The organism is Aminobacterium mobile DSM 12262 (genome assembly GCF_000526395.1).
GTDB lineage: Bacteria > Synergistota > Synergistia > Synergistales > Aminobacteriaceae > Aminobacterium > Aminobacterium mobile.
Genome location: NZ_JAFZ01000001.1, coordinates 1,344,516 through 1,361,237, shown reverse-complemented (window position 1 = coordinate 1,361,237; position 16,722 = coordinate 1,344,516). Strand labels below are relative to the sequence as shown.

Below are 16,722 nucleotides of genomic sequence, written 5' to 3'. Positions count from 1 at the left end.
ACAAGGGCGTGTCTGCAAAAGCGGGCACGCTCTTTTGTTGTAAAAAAGGGATAAAATAAAAAGATATTAGTAAAGCATGTAAAACTAAAGGAGTTCTAGAGTGATGGCTCATTTATTTAATCTCGAAGCAGACTGGCCTCCATCAGGGGATCAGCCGGAGGCCATCGAAGCTCTTACCCAATCTTTGCGGCAAGGGCATCGTTTCCAAACCCTTTTAGGGGTAACTGGTAGTGGAAAAACCTTTACTGTAGCAAATGTCATAGCTTCTTTTGATAGGCCAGTGTTGGTTTTAGCACATAATAAAACGTTGGCGGCGCAGCTTTATACAGAGTTCAAAGGTTTTTTCCCAGAGAACGAGGTTCATTATTTTGTAAGTTACTATGATTACTACCAGCCGGAGGCTTATATCCCTTCAAGTGATACTTACATAGAAAAAGATGCCTCTGTGAATGACCGGATAGAGAAATTGCGACTTGCTGCGACAAAAGCCCTTATTGAACGCCGCGATGTTATTGTGGTGGCAAGTGTATCGTGTATCTACGGCTTAGGGAAAAAAGAGATGTACGAAAAAGTTATATTTCCTTTTGCTGTGGGAGAAGAGTGGGAGCGCAGGAAGTTCATGGAATGTCTTCTAGATAGTTATTATGAGCGAAACGATATGCTTTTGGAGCCAGGGAAATTCCGTGTTCGAGGCGATATTATTGAAGTTTTTCCCTCATATAGCAACGACACTGCCCTCCGTATAGCTTTTTTTGACGAAGAGATAGAACGTATTGATGAGATAGATCCAGTAAGTGGCCGTTCAGTGAAGCAGCTTGAAAAAGCTTCGATTTTCCCAGCTCAGCACTATATAACCAGTCGCGATGCTATAGATCAAGCTATGGAAGATATTCAAAAGGAACTTGAGGAGCAAGTTTGTCTCCTTAAGGAACGGGGAAAATTGCTGGAGGCCCAAAGGCTTGAAATGCGTACTCGTTACGATATGGAGATGCTTCAAGAAGTAGGATACTGTTCGGGGATAGAAAACTATTCTCGTTATCTGGATGGACGGGAAGCCGGAGAACCTCCAGGTACGCTTCTTGATTTCTTCCCCGATGATTTTATTATGGTAATAGATGAGTCTCATATTACCTTGCCGCAGGTTCGTGGTATGTATAATGGCGACAGAGCTCGTAAATTGACGCTGGTAGAAAATGGTTTTCGTTTACCTTCCTGCTTAGACAATAGACCATTGAATTGGCAAGAGTTTAAAAAACATATGGGACAGGTTATTTTTATCTCGGCTACTCCTGGTGATTGGGAGAGGAAGGTTTCTTCAAGTATAGTAGAACAGATTATACGCCCTACGGGGGTGGTAGATCCGGAAGTTATTGTGAGCCCAGCTACGGGGCAAGTTGATGATCTTGTCGACCGTCTTAGGGATGTTATAGCTCGTAATGAGCGGGCACTTGTAACAACCCTTACTAAAAAATCGGCAGAAGACCTGGCTGAATATCTATCAGAATTACAATTTAAAGTAAAATACATTCATTCCGAGCTTAACGCTTTTGAACGAGCTGAGCTTATTCGTGATCTTCGGAGCGGTGATATTTCAGTTCTCGTAGGAATTAATTTGCTACGAGAGGGAATGGACCTCCCAGAAGTTTCTCTCGTGGCTATTCTTGATGCAGATAGAGAAGGTTTTTTACGATCCCACCGGTCTTTGATTCAGATTATGGGGAGAGCGGCTAGAAATATTCAGGGACAAGTTATTCTCTATGCTGATGAAGAGACAGAAAGTATTCGTACCTCTGTGGAAGAAACGCGTCGTCGCCGGGAAATCCAAATGGATTTCAATGTAGAACATGGCATTACACCTCAATCTGTGTATAAATCTATCCAAAACTTACTCCCCGAAGAACTTGTTTTTGAAGAAAAGCAAGAAATAGGCGGTGGAGAGAAGAGAAGTTTGCCGGTTCAGACGTACTCTCAGCCTGATCTGGAACAGCTTATGTGGGAAGCGGTAGAGCATTTAGATTTTGAAAAAGCGGCACAAATTCGCGATATTTTAACTGCATCGAAAGGGAAGGAGTGGCAACGTGTTGCATCTCATCAGCATAAGAGGAGCAAGAGAACACAATCTCAAAAATATAAGCGTTACTCTTCCAAAAAATAAATTAGTTGTCATTACTGGCCCCTCGGGTTCTGGAAAGTCTTCCTTGGCTTTCGACACCCTCTATGCAGAGGGGCAGAGGCGCTACGTGGAATCTCTTTCTGCATATGCCAGACAATTTCTCGGAATGCAAAAAAAACCTGACGTTGACGATATTTCAGGTTTATCTCCTGCCATTTCGATTGAACAAAAGGGGACATCTCATAATCCCAGATCTACAGTTGGAACTGTAACTGAGGTTTATGATTATCTTCGACTTCTCTTTGGAAGGCTAGGAGTACCGTATTGTCCTTCGTGCGGGAAGCCTGTTATTCGCCATTCTCTAGATGAAATAGTAGATATTATTTATAAGGATTATCCGGAGCAGCGTCTGGAAGTTCTTGCTCCGCAAGTTCGAGCTAAAAAGGGAGAGTTCAAAAACCTCTTTCTTCAAAACAGAGAAAAGGGTTTTATGCGAGTTCGAGTTGATGGAACAGTGTATTGGCTTGAAGAAGAGATTCCTCTCGATAAAAACAAAAGGCACACCGTAGAAGTGGTGATAGATCGACTTAAAGTTTTAGAAGACAGAAAGGCTCGAATTAGTGAGGCAGTAGAGACGGCTCTTTCTTTAAGTAACGGCTATGTTTTGCTTGTCACTGACGGAGGCGTAGAGCGGCTCTTAACAGAAAATTATGCCTGTCCTGATTGTGGAATTGCGCTTCCTGAGATAGAGCCGAGGCTTTTTTCTTTTAACAATCCTTATGGAGCTTGTCCTGATTGTTCAGGTCTCGGGAGTCACGAGCATTTTTCCGAAGAATTGGCAGTGGATCCTAGCCGTATCGTGAGTGATGGAGCCCTTCTACCGTGGAAGAAAAAACACTATATGTTGAGTAAACTTTATACTTTTGTCTCCCGGAAAAACTGGGATTTATCTATCCCTTATAAGAACCTCTCTAAAAAAGTTCAAGACTTTATCCTTTGGGGATCTGATGAGCGACTTCCCATGTTTTTTACAGATAAGGGGCAAAGTCGGCAATATATGGGGCGTTACGAAGGACTTCTTCCATGGTTAGAAAGTCGATGGCGGGATACAGAGTCTGAGAACGTTATGGAAGAGCTTGGCGGATATCGTGTGGAGGATCTCTGTCAGACTTGCCAAGGATTACGGCTCCGTAAGGAAGCCCTTATGGTTCGACTTAAAGGCTACTCTATAGGAAACCTTATGGAAATGCCTATAGATCGGCTTATACCAGTTTTAAAGGCCATGGAGTTTTCGGAAAATGAGCATAAAATTGTAGGACAAGTTATGTTAGAACTTGAAAAGCGTCTCTCTTTCTTAGTGGATGTGGGGGCAGGCTACCTCTCTCTTCTTCGTAGAGCTGATACCCTCAGTGGAGGGGAAAGTCAGCGTATTAGGCTTGCAACCCAGATCGGTTCAAAACTTAGTGGTGTTTTGTACGTACTCGATGAACCTACGATAGGACTTCATCCTAGAGACACAGATCGCCTTCTTCGCACCCTTCAGTCTATCCGGGACTTAGGAAACACTGTTGTAGTTGTAGAGCATGACCGGGAGACCATGCTTGCTGCTGATTCTATTATAGAAATGGGGCCAGGAGCTGGAGAGCGAGGGGGAGAAATTGTTAGTGCCGGTTCGGCGGAAGAGATTCGCAAAACGAAAGGTTTGACAGGTCCTTATTTGCGGGGAGAAGTTTCAGGATGTATACGAAGAGACTTTGTGCGTTCCCCTGTAGGATGGCTCACTCTTAGGAAAGTGGCTCATCACAATTTGAAGGATATTGATGTATCGATTCCCGCAGGTGTTTTTACATGCATCAGTGGTGTTTCTGGCTCTGGTAAAAGTAGTCTCCTGTATGACGTATTATATAAAGGAATGAAAAGACTTTTAGATAGAGATTTTCGGGAGAGAGCTGGGAAACATGATGGCATAGAAGGGATAGAGCTGTTTAAAAATGTGGTAATGGTTGATCAAAGCCCTATTGGGCGAACCCCACGTTCAAACCCCGCTACATATACGGGAGTGTTTACCTTGATCCGAGAGCTTTTTTCTCAGCTGCCGGAGGCTAAATTAAGAGGATATGCTCAGGGCCGTTTTAGTTTCAATGTTAGGGGGGGACGATGTGAGGCTTGTGGTGGGGCTGGATCAGTGAAGGTCTCAATGCTTTTTATGCCTGATGTATACGTTGATTGTGATGTATGCGGCGGTACAAGATATAACAGAGAAACCCTTGAAGTTCGTTATAAAGGGCGTAATATTTCAGATGTTTTGAACATGACAGTAGACGAGGCTTCCGAATTCTTTAAAGATATTCCTCGTATATCCTCAAAACTTGCTTTAATACAAGACGCAGGGTTAGGGTATATACGATTGGGGCAGTCTGCTTTAACCTTGAGTGGCGGAGAAGCTCAAAGAGTTAAATTGGCTAAGGAGCTCAGCAAACGTTTTACAGGTCCCACTCTCTATCTTCTTGACGAACCCACTACAGGACTTTTCTATACGGATGTTAAAAAACTTCTAAGGATCATCCATCGGATAGTCGATCAGGGAAATACTGTGGTGATGATAGAACATAACCTCGATGTATTGCTATCGGCGGATTATATTATCGACCTAGGTCCTGAAGGTGGATTAGAAGGAGGAACAATTGTCACGCAGGGGACTCCTGACGAAGTCATGACTTCGAAACGAGGATATACTGCGGCGTATATGCATGAATATGCTAAGCAACTGGAGAAGGAGGAACGTTATGGCGAAAAAACAGGATCGTGATGCCATTGATCAGGAATTTATATGGGGTCGCCAGCCAGTATTGGATTTACTACGGCATTCCCCGGAAAAATGTTTAAAATTATGGATCTCAGAGAGAGCTCAATCGGCTTTTGTTAACGAATTTGTAACACTTGCTAAGTCAGCAAGTGTTATTTTTCAGAAGGTACCGCCATCGGTTCTTGATGAAATGTGCCCCAAAGAGCTTCATCAAGGTGTCATAGCCCGAATTACGGCAGTGGAACAGATAGACCTTGATATATTTCTTAAGAGTCCTTGTGCTCAAGCTAAACATATATTGATCGTTGTATTAGACCATATCCTTGATCCTCACAATATTGGTGCTATTGTGAGAACAGCAGAGGCGGCAGGGGCTGCGGCAGTTATCTATCCCCGACGGCGCTCTGCACTACCTGGTGGTACAGTAGTAAAGGTGAGTGCAGGAGCTGCTCTGCGCGTTCCTATGATTGCTGTAACAAATATTGCACAGACGTTGTTACGGTTGCAAGAAGAGGGATTTTGGATTGTTGGCCTAGATCACAATGCAGAGCAATCTTTTTGGGAGGCTTCTTACCCGAAACGTACAATTCTCGTGATAGGGGCAGAAGGAGAGGGATTGTCTCGTCTGGTAAAGGAACGCTGTGATCTTCTCTTCCGTATCCCTATGACTGGAGAAACTGGGTCTCTCAATGCTAGTGTTGCTGCGGCTCTTGGCATGTTTGAATGGGCGAGGGCCTGGGGAAAACAAGAACAATAGAAGGGGCTGAATGAAATGACTTTTCGCGTTGCTGTAATTGGAGCAGGCATGTTAGGCGGATCTGTTGCGAAAGGATTAGCGCAAAAGGGTTGCCATGTGGTGGCTGCGGATAAAAATCTAGAGAAGGCTAAACATTTAGAAGAGGCGGGAATAGTTCTTCTTCATGACAATGTAGAAGCAATTCGTCAAGCAGATGTGGTTTTTTTTGCATTGAAACCCCATATCCAGTTGCCGGTAATCTCCTTGCTCGTTGAAGAATTAAAAGGAAAACTATGTTTCTCCATGGCGGCAGGTGTGCAGATAGGACAGCTTTTTTCTGTGGCGCCTGAAGTTCATTGGGTTCGTGGAATGACAAATATATGTGCATCTGTAAATGCAGCCTTTACAGCTTTTACTCTGTCTCAAGATACGACGGATCAGGATCGGGATACAGCTATAAAACTCTTTTCTCTTTTGGGAGAGGTAGAGGAGACTGAAGAGACCTACCTTGACGCTATAACAGCCATATCTGGCTCTGGTCCAGCATATATCTTTACAGTTTTGGAGGCTCTTACCTATGGGGGCCTTCGAGTTGGCATTCCTAAAGATTTAGCCCTAAAAGCTTCTGCTGCTACAATGATTGGGGCAGCTCGACTTGTACTGGAAACAGGGAAGCATCCGGCAGAGTTAAAAGATGGGGTTGTAACTCCTGGTGGGACCACAATAGAAGGCCTTTATGAACTAGAAGAAGGCGATGTTCGAAGTGCTTTCATCCGAGCCATTACTTCTGCTACGCAGAGAGGGAAGGAACTGGCTAAGGAAAGTAAAAACAGTTAAAAAAAGTCTCATCTCTCCTAGGCGTTGACAATTCAGGTACAGACCTGTAGAATACCAAGTCGTTGGGTGGTTAGTTCAGGGGGAGAACGCTTCCTTGACGCGGAAGAGGTCAGAGGTTCGAATCCTCTACCACCCACCATATGATGATTAAAGGCTTTCAGGGTTTCCCCCTGAAAGCCTTTTTGTTATGAGGAAGGAGTCATAAAAGGCTCTTTTTTAAATTAGCTTTAGCTGACGTTTACCATTTTTAAGAAATCAAGCCGTCTTCGTCAGAGGGAGGCTTTTTTGTTGCCTGAATAATTTTTATTATAGTTTGAAATGCGATATTCGGCTTAGCTTGTTGATTTGTTGTTCCTGTAATGTATAGTTTTTCATTTTCTCTAATTCTGAAAGTCGTTCTTTAGGGAAAAAATACCCGTTAAAGAATGCTTTTAAAAATGTCATTTGATCCCGTGCTGTGGAAATAATATCATTTTGCGTAGAGTTGAGAAACATAGGTATGTGCATTATTTTAGTTTTATATCGAATGGGAACGAATTTTTCACTTTTGCTTTCTTCATATACGTACGTCTGAGAGAGCCCCAATTCTTGAAACAAATTGCTTAAAACGACATGTATAGGTTCTCCTTATAATGAGCCCCAAAATTTGGTGGTTTGTATCTGTATATTTTGCGCACCCTCTTTGTCCAGGCGAAAAGTGTGTTTTCATTTCTCTTACCCTTTGTATGACTTTATCAACAGGCCAAGGTTGGTCAATACTTGCTTCAAGTTCTTTCATCACTTTCCCCCCGTTATTTTGTTTGTCTGTTAAATAACAGGGGAGCCCTGATGTCTGAGAAATAAGGTGGAGAATGGAAAGGTCATAAGAATATCCTTTCCCTTTGTAAATATGTAAACCTCGGAGAATTTCGTCAGAAAGATATTTAGAAATTTTATCGTATAAATCTAAAATTTTTGTTGCAGAGAGCCTTAGAATAATGGAGGATACAAATAGCTTATTGATGCTAGCGATGAAATAGTGGCTGTTGCGAAACGCGGCGAATCAGAACCACCTGCGCGGAGGCTTAGAGCAATCAGCGCGCGACTGTAGAGCCACCCGCCGCGGATAGCGAGAGCCATTCTCACTATACTTCTGTAGAATTGAATTACTGCCGTCAGGTAGAATTCATCTCAGGAGGAAAGAGAATGACCGACTATGTAACAATCATCAGGGCTGTGTACAGTGGACTCAGCCAGCGACAAGTGGCAGCGACCCATAAGGTATCAAGAAATACCGTAGCGCTTCTTGTCCGACAAGCAAAAGCCAGTGGATGGCTGACCCTGGACGACCTGGAATCTGTGGATAATGCCGCCATATCAGAAAAGCTGAATAAAACAGCGAGTTCGACGCGTGATGTGACATTCACAATGCCGGATTATGAGTACGTGCATCAGGAACTGGCCAAACCCCATGTCACGCTGAAACTGCTCTGGGAGGAATATGTCGAAGCCTGCCAGCAAAACGGCGAACGGTTTTACATGGAGACACAGTTCCGACAGTACTATCACAAATTCGCCCGAGTCCACAAAGCCACTATCCGACTGGAACATAAACCTGCGCTGTCGATGGAGGTCGACTGGGCCGGCACGAAGCTTGGATTTTTTGACACTGAAATGGGAAAACTGGCAGAAGCCTCGTTGTTTGTTGCCGTTTTGCCCTGCAGTCAGCTCATCTACGCTCAGCCGTTTCGGGATGAAAAGATGCCGTCATGGATCGCCGGCCATGTTCATGCTTTTCATTATTTCGCCGGTGTTCCCAAAACACTGGTCCCAGATAACTTGAAGACCGGAGTCAGGCAATCCGGATTTTACGAACCGGAACTCAATCACACCTATCAGGAAATGGCCGCTCACTACGGAACCGTGATTTTACCGGCACGGGTAAGAAAACCAAAGGATAAGGCCTCGGTTGAAAACAGTGTCCTGATTGCGTCCCGAAAAATCATGGCCAAGCTGCGCAATGTGCAAATCCTGTCGTTTCAGGATCTGCAGCAACGTGTCCAGATCGCCTTGAATCAGGTTAATGAAGCACCCCTGACAGGGAAAAACGAGAGCCGATGGTCATCCTATCTTGCCGAAGAAAAGGACTATATGCTCCCGCTTCCCGCGTCCCCCTATGAACTGGCTCAATGGAGTAAAGCCAAGGTGCAGCCGAATTGCCATATTGCTTATCAGCGTAAATACTATTCTGTCCCATTTGAGTATCTGGGCGAAGAAATCGATGTCCGGGCAACTCAGCAGACGATAGAAATATTCTATCACCATCAGCGGATCGCGTCACATCGAAGGCTGTGGGGTCAGTCCGATTATGCAACGATTGTCGAGCACATGCCGCCGGATAAGCTCTTCTTCGCAGACTGGAACCGGGACCGGTTTCTTGCTTGGGCTGACACAATCGGACCAGCGACAAAAAAAGTTATTGCCGCGATCCTTGACCGTGCGGTTATTGAACAACAGGCCTACCGATCGTGCTTCGGTGTTCTGAATCTGCATGACACATACAGCGCGAATCGACTGGAGAAAGCCAGTCAGGTCATTCTCTCGCATACGTCCGCTCCGACCTATCGTCAGCTCAAGAGCATCCTTGATAAAAATATGGATGTTCCCAAACCACAAAAAGAGACAAAAGCATCTGAAAAACCTGCCAGACGTGGATTCCAGCGTGGTGCAGACTATTTTGGAGGTGCCAGCCATGTTGAATCATGAAACCGTCAACAAACTTAAACAGATGAAATTGAACGGTATGGTCGATGCATTGCAGCAGCAGGAAGATGAATCTGTTTTTCAGGAGCTGGGCTTTAGCGAACGGCTGGGTCTTCTGGTCGACCGGGAATTCAGCCGGCGTCAGCATAATCGTCTGCAACGGCTTATTCATGCGGCCAAATTCCAGAACTCGTCAGCCTGTGTTGAAGATATCAACTATCTGCAGGACCGGCATCTGGATCGCAACCTCATTCTTGAGCTGGCATCCTGCAACTATATTCCGCATGCTGAAAATGTCATCATTGTCGGTCCGACCGGAGCTGGAAAATCGTATCTGGCCCAGGCTTTCGGACAGGCTGCCTGCCGGCGCTTGCTTTCCACACGGTATATTCATTTGTCCGATTTATTTGACGAACTCAGTCTGGCCAGATCAAAAGGGCCTGAAGCGTTGCTGCGGCTGCGCAAACAGTTCATCAAGTATGACCTTCTCATTATCGACGAGTGGCTTTTGTTTCCGATCAGCGAAGCCGATACGGAGCAGTTGCTCTGGATTATTGACCGGAGACATAATCACAAGGCCACGATTATTGCGTCTCAGTATGAACCGGCTGAGTGGCTCGACCAGATCCCCATTCCGGTTGCCGCCGAAGCCGTGACCGATCGTTTAGCATCCAAGGCCTACAAAATCATCATCAAAGGGAAGGATTCCATGCGTAAACTGATCTAGATAACCGATTGTCAGGCGGAGTCATTTCTCACTAGAGAGAGGTGGCTCCCGACCTGCGCGCCGATGGCTCTAAATGCCCCGCGCAGGTTGCACTCATTACTGCGCGCTCGTGGCTCTCCGGGAACGCGTTATGCAGCTGTCTTCCTGCATATCCCCGGAAGCACTAATTGCATCAATCCTTTTATCATCAGACGATATATAAAAAACAGCCCCATAAATATATCTTTTGGTAGCGGCACTATATACTAACTGATCTAAGATTGATTGATTACATGCCTTTGTCATCGCTCATTTCCTCCCAACTGGTTATTATTCACGTTTGTCCCCCCTTTTCCTTTATCAACTTTAACTCTTGCGTTTTTCTTTTAACCAACCCTGTGTCGTCATATATTTGATAGGGCCGTTATATCGTCCTTTATGCGTTGCTTATATTTGTGGGATTAATGTAGAGGATTTTATAAGGTTGTTTTTGAGCGATTTCATAAAATGCATGGTATAAAATAAACATAGTGAAAAAGTGTAAAAGTGTAAAAGTGTAAAGATCTAAAAGGGGGATTTATATCGATGATTCAAGGCATAGGGGTTGATTTATGCTGTATCTCCAGAATAGGGGAACTTGTTAAGAATCGCCGTTTTCTTCAAAGGGTTTTTCATGAAGAAGAGCAGGATTATGCCTTTAAGAAACCCGTTCCTGCAAGACATCTTGCTGCTTCTTTTGCAGCACGCGAGGCGTTTGTCAAGGCTTCTGGTCTTGATTTTTTTCAGATTGTTTTTCGAGGAGTATGGATTCGGCGATTTTCGACGGGTCCTTCAATTGTTTTTTCTCCACAAATAGAACAGTGGATGAATAAACACTGTTTGTTAGCCCATCTGAGCCTTTCTCATGATGGAGATTTTGCCCTCGCTTTTGTTCTGCTTGAGAAGAGGTGACTGAAATTGAAATTTTACGATGTTTCAAGTGTACGGCAAGCCGATGAAAATGCCATAAAGAAACTGGGCATACCTGGTGTTGTTCTTATGGAAAATGCAGGGAGAGAAGCGTCGCGTATCGTTGTTGAAAAATATCCTTACGCTCAAAAGATTTGTATTGTCGCTGGTTCGGGAAATAAAGGTGGGGATGGCTATGTTATGGCGAGGCATTTTAAAGAACGAGGTCTCGATCCTCTGATAGTTTTGACCTCTCCTAAAGAGAAAATTCATGGAGATGCTCGTATAAATTTAGACATTGCAGAAAGACTTTGTATTCCTATCTATTTTTCTTCAGAGTGTTCAGATGAAGATCTGAGAATACTTTTCCGATCAAACGATATTGTAGTAGATTGTCTTTTAGGTACTGGAAGCATAGGGGCTCCGCGAGGCGAAGTAGAGAGGGCTATTCGTTTACTCCAGGGAAGGCGTGGCATTGTCTCTATTGATATTCCTAGTGGAGTTAACGGCGTTACGGGAGAAATTTACGAGCCATGTATAGATGCGGAAATAACTATTACAATGCTTGCTCCTAAGACAGGTCTTGTAGTTATGCCTGGATCTGAAAAAGTGGGAGAGCTTTATGTAGCTCATCTTGGTGTCTCTCCAGAAGCTATTCTTGATGACAAACCAAGAGCTTTTTTGTGGGATGAGAAAAATACAGCTGCTTACTTGTCTCCTCGCCCCCTGGGTTTGCATAAAGGAGGGAGAGGTACTCTTCTCATTGTTGGGGGGAGCTATTTGTATCGAGGAGCCCCCTTGCTTTCCGCTTTGGGTGCATTAAGGAGCGGTTGTGGAGTAGTAATAGTGGCAGCTCCAACGGAAGTTTGTGAATCCGGATCTTCTTTTTTGCCGGAAGCAGTTTTTCATCCTCTTGATAATCCAGAGGAGGTAGAATCGCTGCTTTCATGGGAGAATCGTGCTACCATGACTGTTGTGGGACCAGGTTTGGGACGAGGGGAGAGAGGACGTTGCCTCATGGATTTTTTATGGAACCAGTGGGCTCATCCTTTGCTAATTGATGGAGATGGGTTATATTGGCTTTCCGAAATGAAAGGGTGTCTGAGAAAGCGTCGTGATGTTATTCTTACTCCTCATGAAGGTGAAGCTGCTACATTGCTTGGAACCTCCGCTCAAACGATAGCTAGTTCTAGGCTTGCAGCGGCTCGGGACATAGCTCTGGAATGGGGCACTGTCGTTTTGAAGGGGTATAGATCTATTATTGATAACGGAGCAGAAACTGCAATTATAAGCAGAGGTGGTCCTGAATTATCTATCCCTGGATCTGGAGATGTCCTTACAGGAATTATAGGATGTCTTGTTGCTGGGAATCACTTTTCGTTGTTAGAAGGAGCCGCATCAGGGGCATGGATTCACGGACAAGCAGGTTCTTGCCTCTCATGTCAGCGGGGTGTAGATGGCCTTCTAGCGCGAGATGTGGCAAATTATATCCCTACAGTTCTCGCAGAGCTGAGAGGTAATCATGAGAAGGCGAAAAGTTAATTGGGACGAAGAGATCAAGAAGTCGGAAGAGATTCGAAGAAAGGGTTTACGACTCACCCTTGTAACCTTTCTAATGGCATTGTTTTGGCTGTTTGGAATGGGACATATGCATAAAGAGTGGCCTTGGGGCTCTGCGTTGTGGGTCATTCTCTTCTTAATGGGGGGAGCTCTTCTCATTTTTTGTGTTACGGGTAAACGGAAATAAAAGGGAAAAGAGGTTGCCTTATGAAATTCATATCCTCATCTCCAGAAGAAACAGTTCTCTTGGGGCAAATTATGTCACATCATGTTTATCCTGGTCTTGTCATTTTACTTTACGGAGATCTAGGGGCTGGAAAAACGGAACTTGTCAGAGGTCTTGGTGATGGCCTGGGTATTCGTGGGGTTCGAAGTCCTTCTTTTACTCTTATTAATGAGTATAAAGGGCAATTATTACTCGCTCATGTTGATCTTTATCGGTTACATAAAGGGGCGGAAGATGAATTAGGCCTTTTTGAATATATTGACGAGGGATTTGTAGTAGTTATAGAGTGGCCTAATCGACTCGCTACTGTGCCTGATACAGATGTTTGGCTGTTTTCCTTTGAAATAAAAAATCAAAACACTCGAGAAATAACTTTATCTGCGAGAGGTCCAAAAGCTGAAAAAGCTCTTTACGCTCTTTTGTCAGATGTCAAGGAGGGGCTGGAATGAATCAAAATATTATTTTAGGTTTAGATTGTGCGACCCGATGGACTAATCTCGGAGTGTCGGTAGATGGAACTATCATAGGAGAAATAAATGTGAACATAGGGAGAGAACAGGCCTCTAAACTCCCGGAGTTAGTGAATAAACTTCTTGATTTAACAGATATTGCACTGAATCAACTCTCTGCTGTAGCGTTAACTGTTGGGCCAGGATATTTTACAGGAGTGAGGGTAGGGCTTGCTTACGGATGCGCTCTTGCAAAAGGATTAGGTATTTCTGTAATTCCTCTCACCACTCTAGAGGTCATGGCATTCCCTGTAGTACGCATGGGAGTTGTTGCTATTCCCATTATCTGGGCAGGACGGGGGGGAGTGTACTGTGCCGTTTATGATAATAAGGATGGTGAGATGAATGTTCTTTGTCCGCCTCTTTTTTGTTGCGCGACTGATCTTCACGAAATGGCGACTCGAATACCTTCTGATGTCCCTTCCCAATGGCTTTGTGATGATAAAAGCAGAATAATGACTCTATTGTCTGAAGAAAAAGTTTCAAATTGTATCCATTTAATCCCTTCTGGTGGCAATATCGCTCAATTGGGGCATATAAGAAGAAATATGAATACGCCTGCTGATAGAGTTCAAGCTTATTATTTAAGAGAGCCAGATTTCGGGAAAAATTAAATTAAAACTATTAGATATTCTCCAGACGAGGTTTGTACTTTATTTTTATCTTTTTTATCACAATAAAAAAACAAAAATAAAAAGAAAAAAACAAAAATCACCTTGAATAAAAAAACAGAAACCTATATTCTTTGGAAGAGTTATTTTTTTGCTAACCTTAATAAAATTATTTAAATGTCCCTTTTATTGGGAGGTGGCAATGTTGCCAAAAAAATTTGATGTAAGTATTAATCGGACATGGTGTAAAGGATGTGGCTTGTGTATTAATGTATGCCCCAAAAAGGTTCTTAGTTTCAATGAACAAAGAAAGGCTCAGCCCGAAAAACCAGAAGATTGTATAGGTTGTAGACAGTGTGAAAATATTTGCCCAGATTTTGCTGTAACTGTAAAGGAGGAAAAAGAGGATGCCTGAGGTCCGGTTTTGGCAAGGAAACGAGGCATTGGCTCACGGGGCTTTGGCTGCAGGATGTAGATTCTTTGCAGGGTACCCCATCACTCCGTCTTCAGAAATAGCTGAAATTATGGCTCTTGAGCTCCCTCGTTTGAATGGGCGGTTTCTCCAGATGGAGGATGAAATTGCCGGTATTGCTGCTATTATTGGTGCTTCTATTGCGGGAATGAAATCTTTAACAGCTACTTCGGGACCTGGCTTTTCCTTAAAGCAGGAGAATCTCGGACTCGCATATATGGCTGAGATTCCTATTGTTGTAGTAGATGTTATGCGTGGGGGGCCTTCTACAGGGCTTCCTACGAAAGTGAGTCAGCAAGATGTGATGCAGGCGCGGTGGGGAACGCATGGAGATCATGCGACTATTTGTTACTCTCCATCTTCAGTTCAAGAATGTTTTGATATAGCTATCAGAGCGTTTAATATGGCTGAGCGTTTTAGACAGCCAGTGCTTATCTTGAGCGATGAAGTGTTGGGACACATGAGAGAAAAAATAGTTCTTCCTGAAGCAGGGTCTTATCCAATAATGAATCGTAAGCGGCCTGTTGATGTTCCGGAAAAATTTGTCCCATATCGTCCAGATCCTCAGGATGATTTGCCGTGCATGGCTTCTTTTGGAGACGGTTATACGTGGCATGTTACGGGATTGACTCATAACGATTGGGGATTTCCTACCAACAACCCGGAAGAAATCGAAAAGAAGATGCTTCGGCTGGTCCGTAAAGTAAGTCGTTTCCGAGATGATGTGGTGGAGTATGCAGTGGAAGACGTAGAAGATGCTGATGTTATTGTCGTTTCTTATGGCAGTGTTGCTCGCTCTAGTTTGAGAGCTGTAAGAGAGGCAAGAAGCAGAGGGCTCAAAGTTGGATATTTCAGACCGATTACTTTGTGGCCTTTCCCTGATAAAGAGATCGAAAGATTGGCACGGAAAGCAAAAGCCATTCTTGTTCCAGAGTTGAATTGCGGACAAATGGTTCTCGAGGTGGAGCGAGCTGTCCATGGTAAAGCTAAGGTTATTCCTCAAAACTTGGTAAATGGAGAGCTTTTCCAACCTGATGATATCCTTTCTGCAATAGAGGAGGTGGCATAATGCCTACTCAGGAAGTTATGAGCTGGCTTAGGACGCGCTTTTTCCCTCATATCTGGTGTCCAGGATGTGGTCATGGGATTATTATGCACGCCTTACTTAGAGCACTTGTGAGTCTAGATAAGAAGAAGAGCCAAACCGTCATTGCATCTGGAATTGGATGCTCTAGCCGTATGCCCGGTTATATAGACGCTTGCACAGTACATACTACGCATGGTCGCTCTTTAGGTTTCGCCACAGGCATAAAATTGGCTAATCCTTCTCTGACTGTAGTGGATGTTATGGGAGATGGAGATTGTTCTGCTATTGGAGGGAACCATTTCATTCATGCATGCCGTAGAAATATTGATATTACGGCCATAGTGATGAACAATAATATTTATGGGATGACTGGAGGCCAAGCTTCTCCTACGACACCTCAGGGTGCTTTAGCCACTACCACTCCCTACGGAGCCATTGATCCTCCTTTCGATATTTGTCGCCTTGCTGAAGGGGCGGGCGCTTCTTATGTTGCCCGTGCTACTATAGCGAATCCTAAAATGGCAGAGCAATATATTATGAACGGTATAAATAAGAAAGGTTTTGCTGTTGTAGAGATAGTGAGTAGCTGCCATACGCAGTTTGGACGCCGCAACAAGAGAAGATCTCCTATGGATAATATTAATTTCTTCCGAGAAAACTCTGTCTCTATAGCGAAAGCGAAAGACATGTCTCCAGAGGAATTACAAGGCAAGATAGTTGTTGGTGAATTTGTCAATAGAGATGTTCCTGAATATACAGAGCAGTATCTCTCTCTCATTGAAATGGTAAGGGGGAAGGATCATGAGTAGATATGAAATTCGCTTTGCTGGGTCTGGCGGTCAGGGCATTATCTTGGCTGCAGTTATTGCGGGTGAAGCGGCTGCTCTTTTCGAAGAAGAGCTGTACGTTGTTCAGACTCAATCTTATGGTCCTGAAGCTCGAGGTGGAAAATCCAAAGCTGAAGTAGTCATTTCTACAGAACCTATAGATTACCCGAAAGTTACTCGCCCTAACCTGCAGGTTATCTTAACGCAGCAGGCTTGCGAGGAATTTTCTGGAGATACATTGCCAGGTGGACGAATCATATTGGATGACACTTTTGTAACAGATTTTCCACAGGTAGATGCCTACATTTACCATTTACCTATTTCTCGTACTGCTAGGGAAAAAATAGGGAAAGAGCTTGTTACCAATATGGTAGCCTTGGGTGCTGTCGCTCGTGTTCTTGAATTGGAGCATGTGGCAAACCCTGAATCTGTTAAGAGAGCTATCCTTGAAAAAGTTCCAGCTGGCACTAAAGAACTTAATGCACAAGCTTTTGAGGAAGGTTACCAGTTGTTTAAAGGAAGCGTTCATTTGTAAGAAACAC

General features: G+C 44.0%; 15 protein-coding genes, 1 tRNA gene and 1 pseudogene. 16 read left to right on the top strand and 1 reads right to left on the bottom strand.

Features of this window, described 5'->3' with window-relative positions:
- Positions 1-103: 103 nt before the first annotated feature.
- From uvrB to K360_RS0106685, 5 genes are all read left to right on the top strand, one after another.
- Positions 104-2,155 (top strand): excinuclease ABC subunit UvrB, encoded by a 2,052-nt coding sequence (uvrB, locus tag K360_RS0106705; RefSeq protein ID WP_024822401.1) that lies wholly within the window; start codon positions 104-106, stop codon positions 2,153-2,155.
- Positions 2,079-4,922, top strand: a complete 2,844-nt coding sequence (gene uvrA, locus K360_RS0106700) for an excinuclease ABC subunit UvrA (RefSeq protein ID WP_024822400.1) — start codon at positions 2,079-2,081, stop codon at positions 4,920-4,922. The genes uvrB and uvrA overlap by 77 nt, the downstream gene beginning before the upstream one ends.
- Complete coding sequence (gene rlmB / locus K360_RS0106695; protein ID WP_024822399.1) at positions 4,900-5,676, top strand: 23S rRNA (guanosine(2251)-2'-O)-methyltransferase RlmB; 777 nt, start codon at positions 4,900-4,902, stop codon at positions 5,674-5,676. Before uvrA ends, rlmB begins: the two co-directional genes overlap by 23 nt.
- Before the next feature lie 15 nt (positions 5,677-5,691).
- Positions 5,692-6,492: a pyrroline-5-carboxylate reductase gene (proC, locus tag K360_RS0106690; protein WP_024822398.1), complete on the top strand. Its 801-nt coding sequence runs from the start codon at positions 5,692-5,694 to the stop codon at positions 6,490-6,492.
- Positions 6,493-6,556: 64 nt separating this feature from the next.
- Positions 6,557-6,631: transfer RNA gene (locus tag K360_RS0106685), tRNA-Val, on the top strand.
- Positions 6,632-7,048: 417 nt separating this feature from the next.
- Here the strand turns inward: K360_RS0106685 and K360_RS11540 are convergent.
- Positions 7,049-7,507, bottom strand: a pseudogene (locus tag K360_RS11540) (serine hydrolase); the annotation flags it as partial.
- 170 nt (positions 7,508-7,677) lie between these two features.
- Between K360_RS11540 and istA the strand changes: the two are divergent.
- The 11 genes from istA to K360_RS0106620 all read left to right on the top strand — a co-directional run bounded on the left by istA (position 7,678) and on the right by K360_RS0106620 (position 16,715).
- Positions 7,678-9,237 (top strand): IS21 family transposase, encoded by a 1,560-nt coding sequence (istA, locus tag K360_RS0106675; protein WP_024822396.1) that lies wholly within the window; start codon positions 7,678-7,680, stop codon positions 9,235-9,237.
- The gene (locus K360_RS0106670) at positions 9,224-9,961 is read left to right on the top strand and encodes an ATP-binding protein (protein WP_024822395.1); all 738 of its coding nucleotides are present in this window, start codon (positions 9,224-9,226) and stop codon (positions 9,959-9,961) included. The genes istA and K360_RS0106670 overlap by 14 nt, the downstream gene beginning before the upstream one ends.
- Before the next feature lie 564 nt (positions 9,962-10,525).
- Entirely contained in the window at positions 10,526-10,891 is a 366-nt protein-coding gene (locus K360_RS0106660) for a holo-ACP synthase (RefSeq protein ID WP_024822393.1), read from the top strand.
- A gap of 6 nt (positions 10,892-10,897) precedes the next feature.
- Positions 10,898-12,430: a bifunctional ADP-dependent NAD(P)H-hydrate dehydratase/NAD(P)H-hydrate epimerase gene (locus K360_RS0106655; protein ID WP_024822392.1), complete on the top strand. Its 1,533-nt coding sequence runs from the start codon at positions 10,898-10,900 to the stop codon at positions 12,428-12,430.
- Positions 12,411-12,635 (top strand): hypothetical protein, encoded by a 225-nt coding sequence (locus K360_RS0106650; protein WP_024822391.1) that lies wholly within the window; start codon positions 12,411-12,413, stop codon positions 12,633-12,635. Before K360_RS0106655 ends, K360_RS0106650 begins: the two co-directional genes overlap by 20 nt.
- A 20-nt stretch (positions 12,636-12,655) precedes the next feature.
- On the top strand, positions 12,656-13,123 hold the full coding sequence (gene tsaE, locus K360_RS0106645) for a tRNA (adenosine(37)-N6)-threonylcarbamoyltransferase complex ATPase subunit type 1 TsaE (RefSeq protein ID WP_024822390.1): 468 nt from the start codon (positions 12,656-12,658) through the stop codon (positions 13,121-13,123).
- Positions 13,120-13,797: a tRNA (adenosine(37)-N6)-threonylcarbamoyltransferase complex dimerization subunit type 1 TsaB gene (gene tsaB / locus K360_RS0106640; RefSeq protein ID WP_024822389.1), complete on the top strand. Its 678-nt coding sequence runs from the start codon at positions 13,120-13,122 to the stop codon at positions 13,795-13,797. Before tsaE ends, tsaB begins: the two co-directional genes overlap by 4 nt.
- A gap of 202 nt (positions 13,798-13,999) precedes the next feature.
- Positions 14,000-14,209 carry a 4Fe-4S dicluster domain-containing protein gene (locus K360_RS0106635; protein ID WP_024822388.1) on the top strand — a complete coding sequence of 70 codons (210 nt, stop codon included), beginning with the start codon at positions 14,000-14,002 and terminating at the stop codon, positions 14,207-14,209.
- On the top strand, positions 14,202-15,335 hold the full coding sequence (locus tag K360_RS0106630; RefSeq protein ID WP_024822387.1) for a 2-oxoacid:acceptor oxidoreductase subunit alpha: 1,134 nt from the start codon (positions 14,202-14,204) through the stop codon (positions 15,333-15,335). Before K360_RS0106635 ends, K360_RS0106630 begins: the two co-directional genes overlap by 8 nt.
- Entirely contained in the window at positions 15,335-16,162 is an 828-nt protein-coding gene (locus K360_RS0106625; protein WP_024822386.1) for a 2-oxoacid:ferredoxin oxidoreductase subunit beta, read from the top strand. The genes K360_RS0106630 and K360_RS0106625 overlap by 1 nt, the downstream gene beginning before the upstream one ends.
- A complete protein-coding gene (locus tag K360_RS0106620; protein WP_024822385.1) occupies positions 16,155-16,715 on the top strand; it encodes a 2-oxoacid:acceptor oxidoreductase family protein in 561 nt (186 codons plus the stop codon). The genes K360_RS0106625 and K360_RS0106620 overlap by 8 nt, the downstream gene beginning before the upstream one ends.
- The last annotated feature ends 7 nt before the right edge of the window (positions 16,716-16,722 follow it).

Bases quoted from the DNA above. Each gene is read 5' to 3' on its own strand.
- uvrB (WP_024822401.1), top strand. From the start codon at position 104: ATGGCTCATTTATTTAATCTCGAAGCAGACTGGCCTCCATCAGGGGAT.
- rlmB (WP_024822399.1), top strand. From the start codon at position 4,900: ATGGCGAAAAAACAGGATCGTGATGCCATTGATCAGGAATTTATATGG.
- proC (WP_024822398.1), top strand. From the start codon at position 5,692: ATGACTTTTCGCGTTGCTGTAATTGGAGCAGGCATGTTAGGCGGATCT.
- istA (WP_024822396.1), top strand. From the start codon at position 7,678: ATGACCGACTATGTAACAATCATCAGGGCTGTGTACAGTGGACTCAGC.
- K360_RS0106670 (WP_024822395.1), top strand. From the start codon at position 9,224: ATGTTGAATCATGAAACCGTCAACAAACTTAAACAGATGAAATTGAAC.
- K360_RS0106660 (WP_024822393.1), top strand. From the start codon at position 10,526: ATGATTCAAGGCATAGGGGTTGATTTATGCTGTATCTCCAGAATAGGG.
- K360_RS0106650 (WP_024822391.1), top strand. From the start codon at position 12,411: ATGAGAAGGCGAAAAGTTAATTGGGACGAAGAGATCAAGAAGTCGGAA.
- tsaE (WP_024822390.1), top strand. From the start codon at position 12,656: ATGAAATTCATATCCTCATCTCCAGAAGAAACAGTTCTCTTGGGGCAA.
- tsaB (WP_024822389.1), top strand. From the start codon at position 13,120: ATGAATCAAAATATTATTTTAGGTTTAGATTGTGCGACCCGATGGACT.
- K360_RS0106630 (WP_024822387.1), top strand. From the start codon at position 14,202: ATGCCTGAGGTCCGGTTTTGGCAAGGAAACGAGGCATTGGCTCACGGG.
- K360_RS0106625 (WP_024822386.1), top strand. From the start codon at position 15,335: ATGCCTACTCAGGAAGTTATGAGCTGGCTTAGGACGCGCTTTTTCCCT.
- K360_RS0106620 (WP_024822385.1), top strand. From the start codon at position 16,155: ATGAGTAGATATGAAATTCGCTTTGCTGGGTCTGGCGGTCAGGGCATT.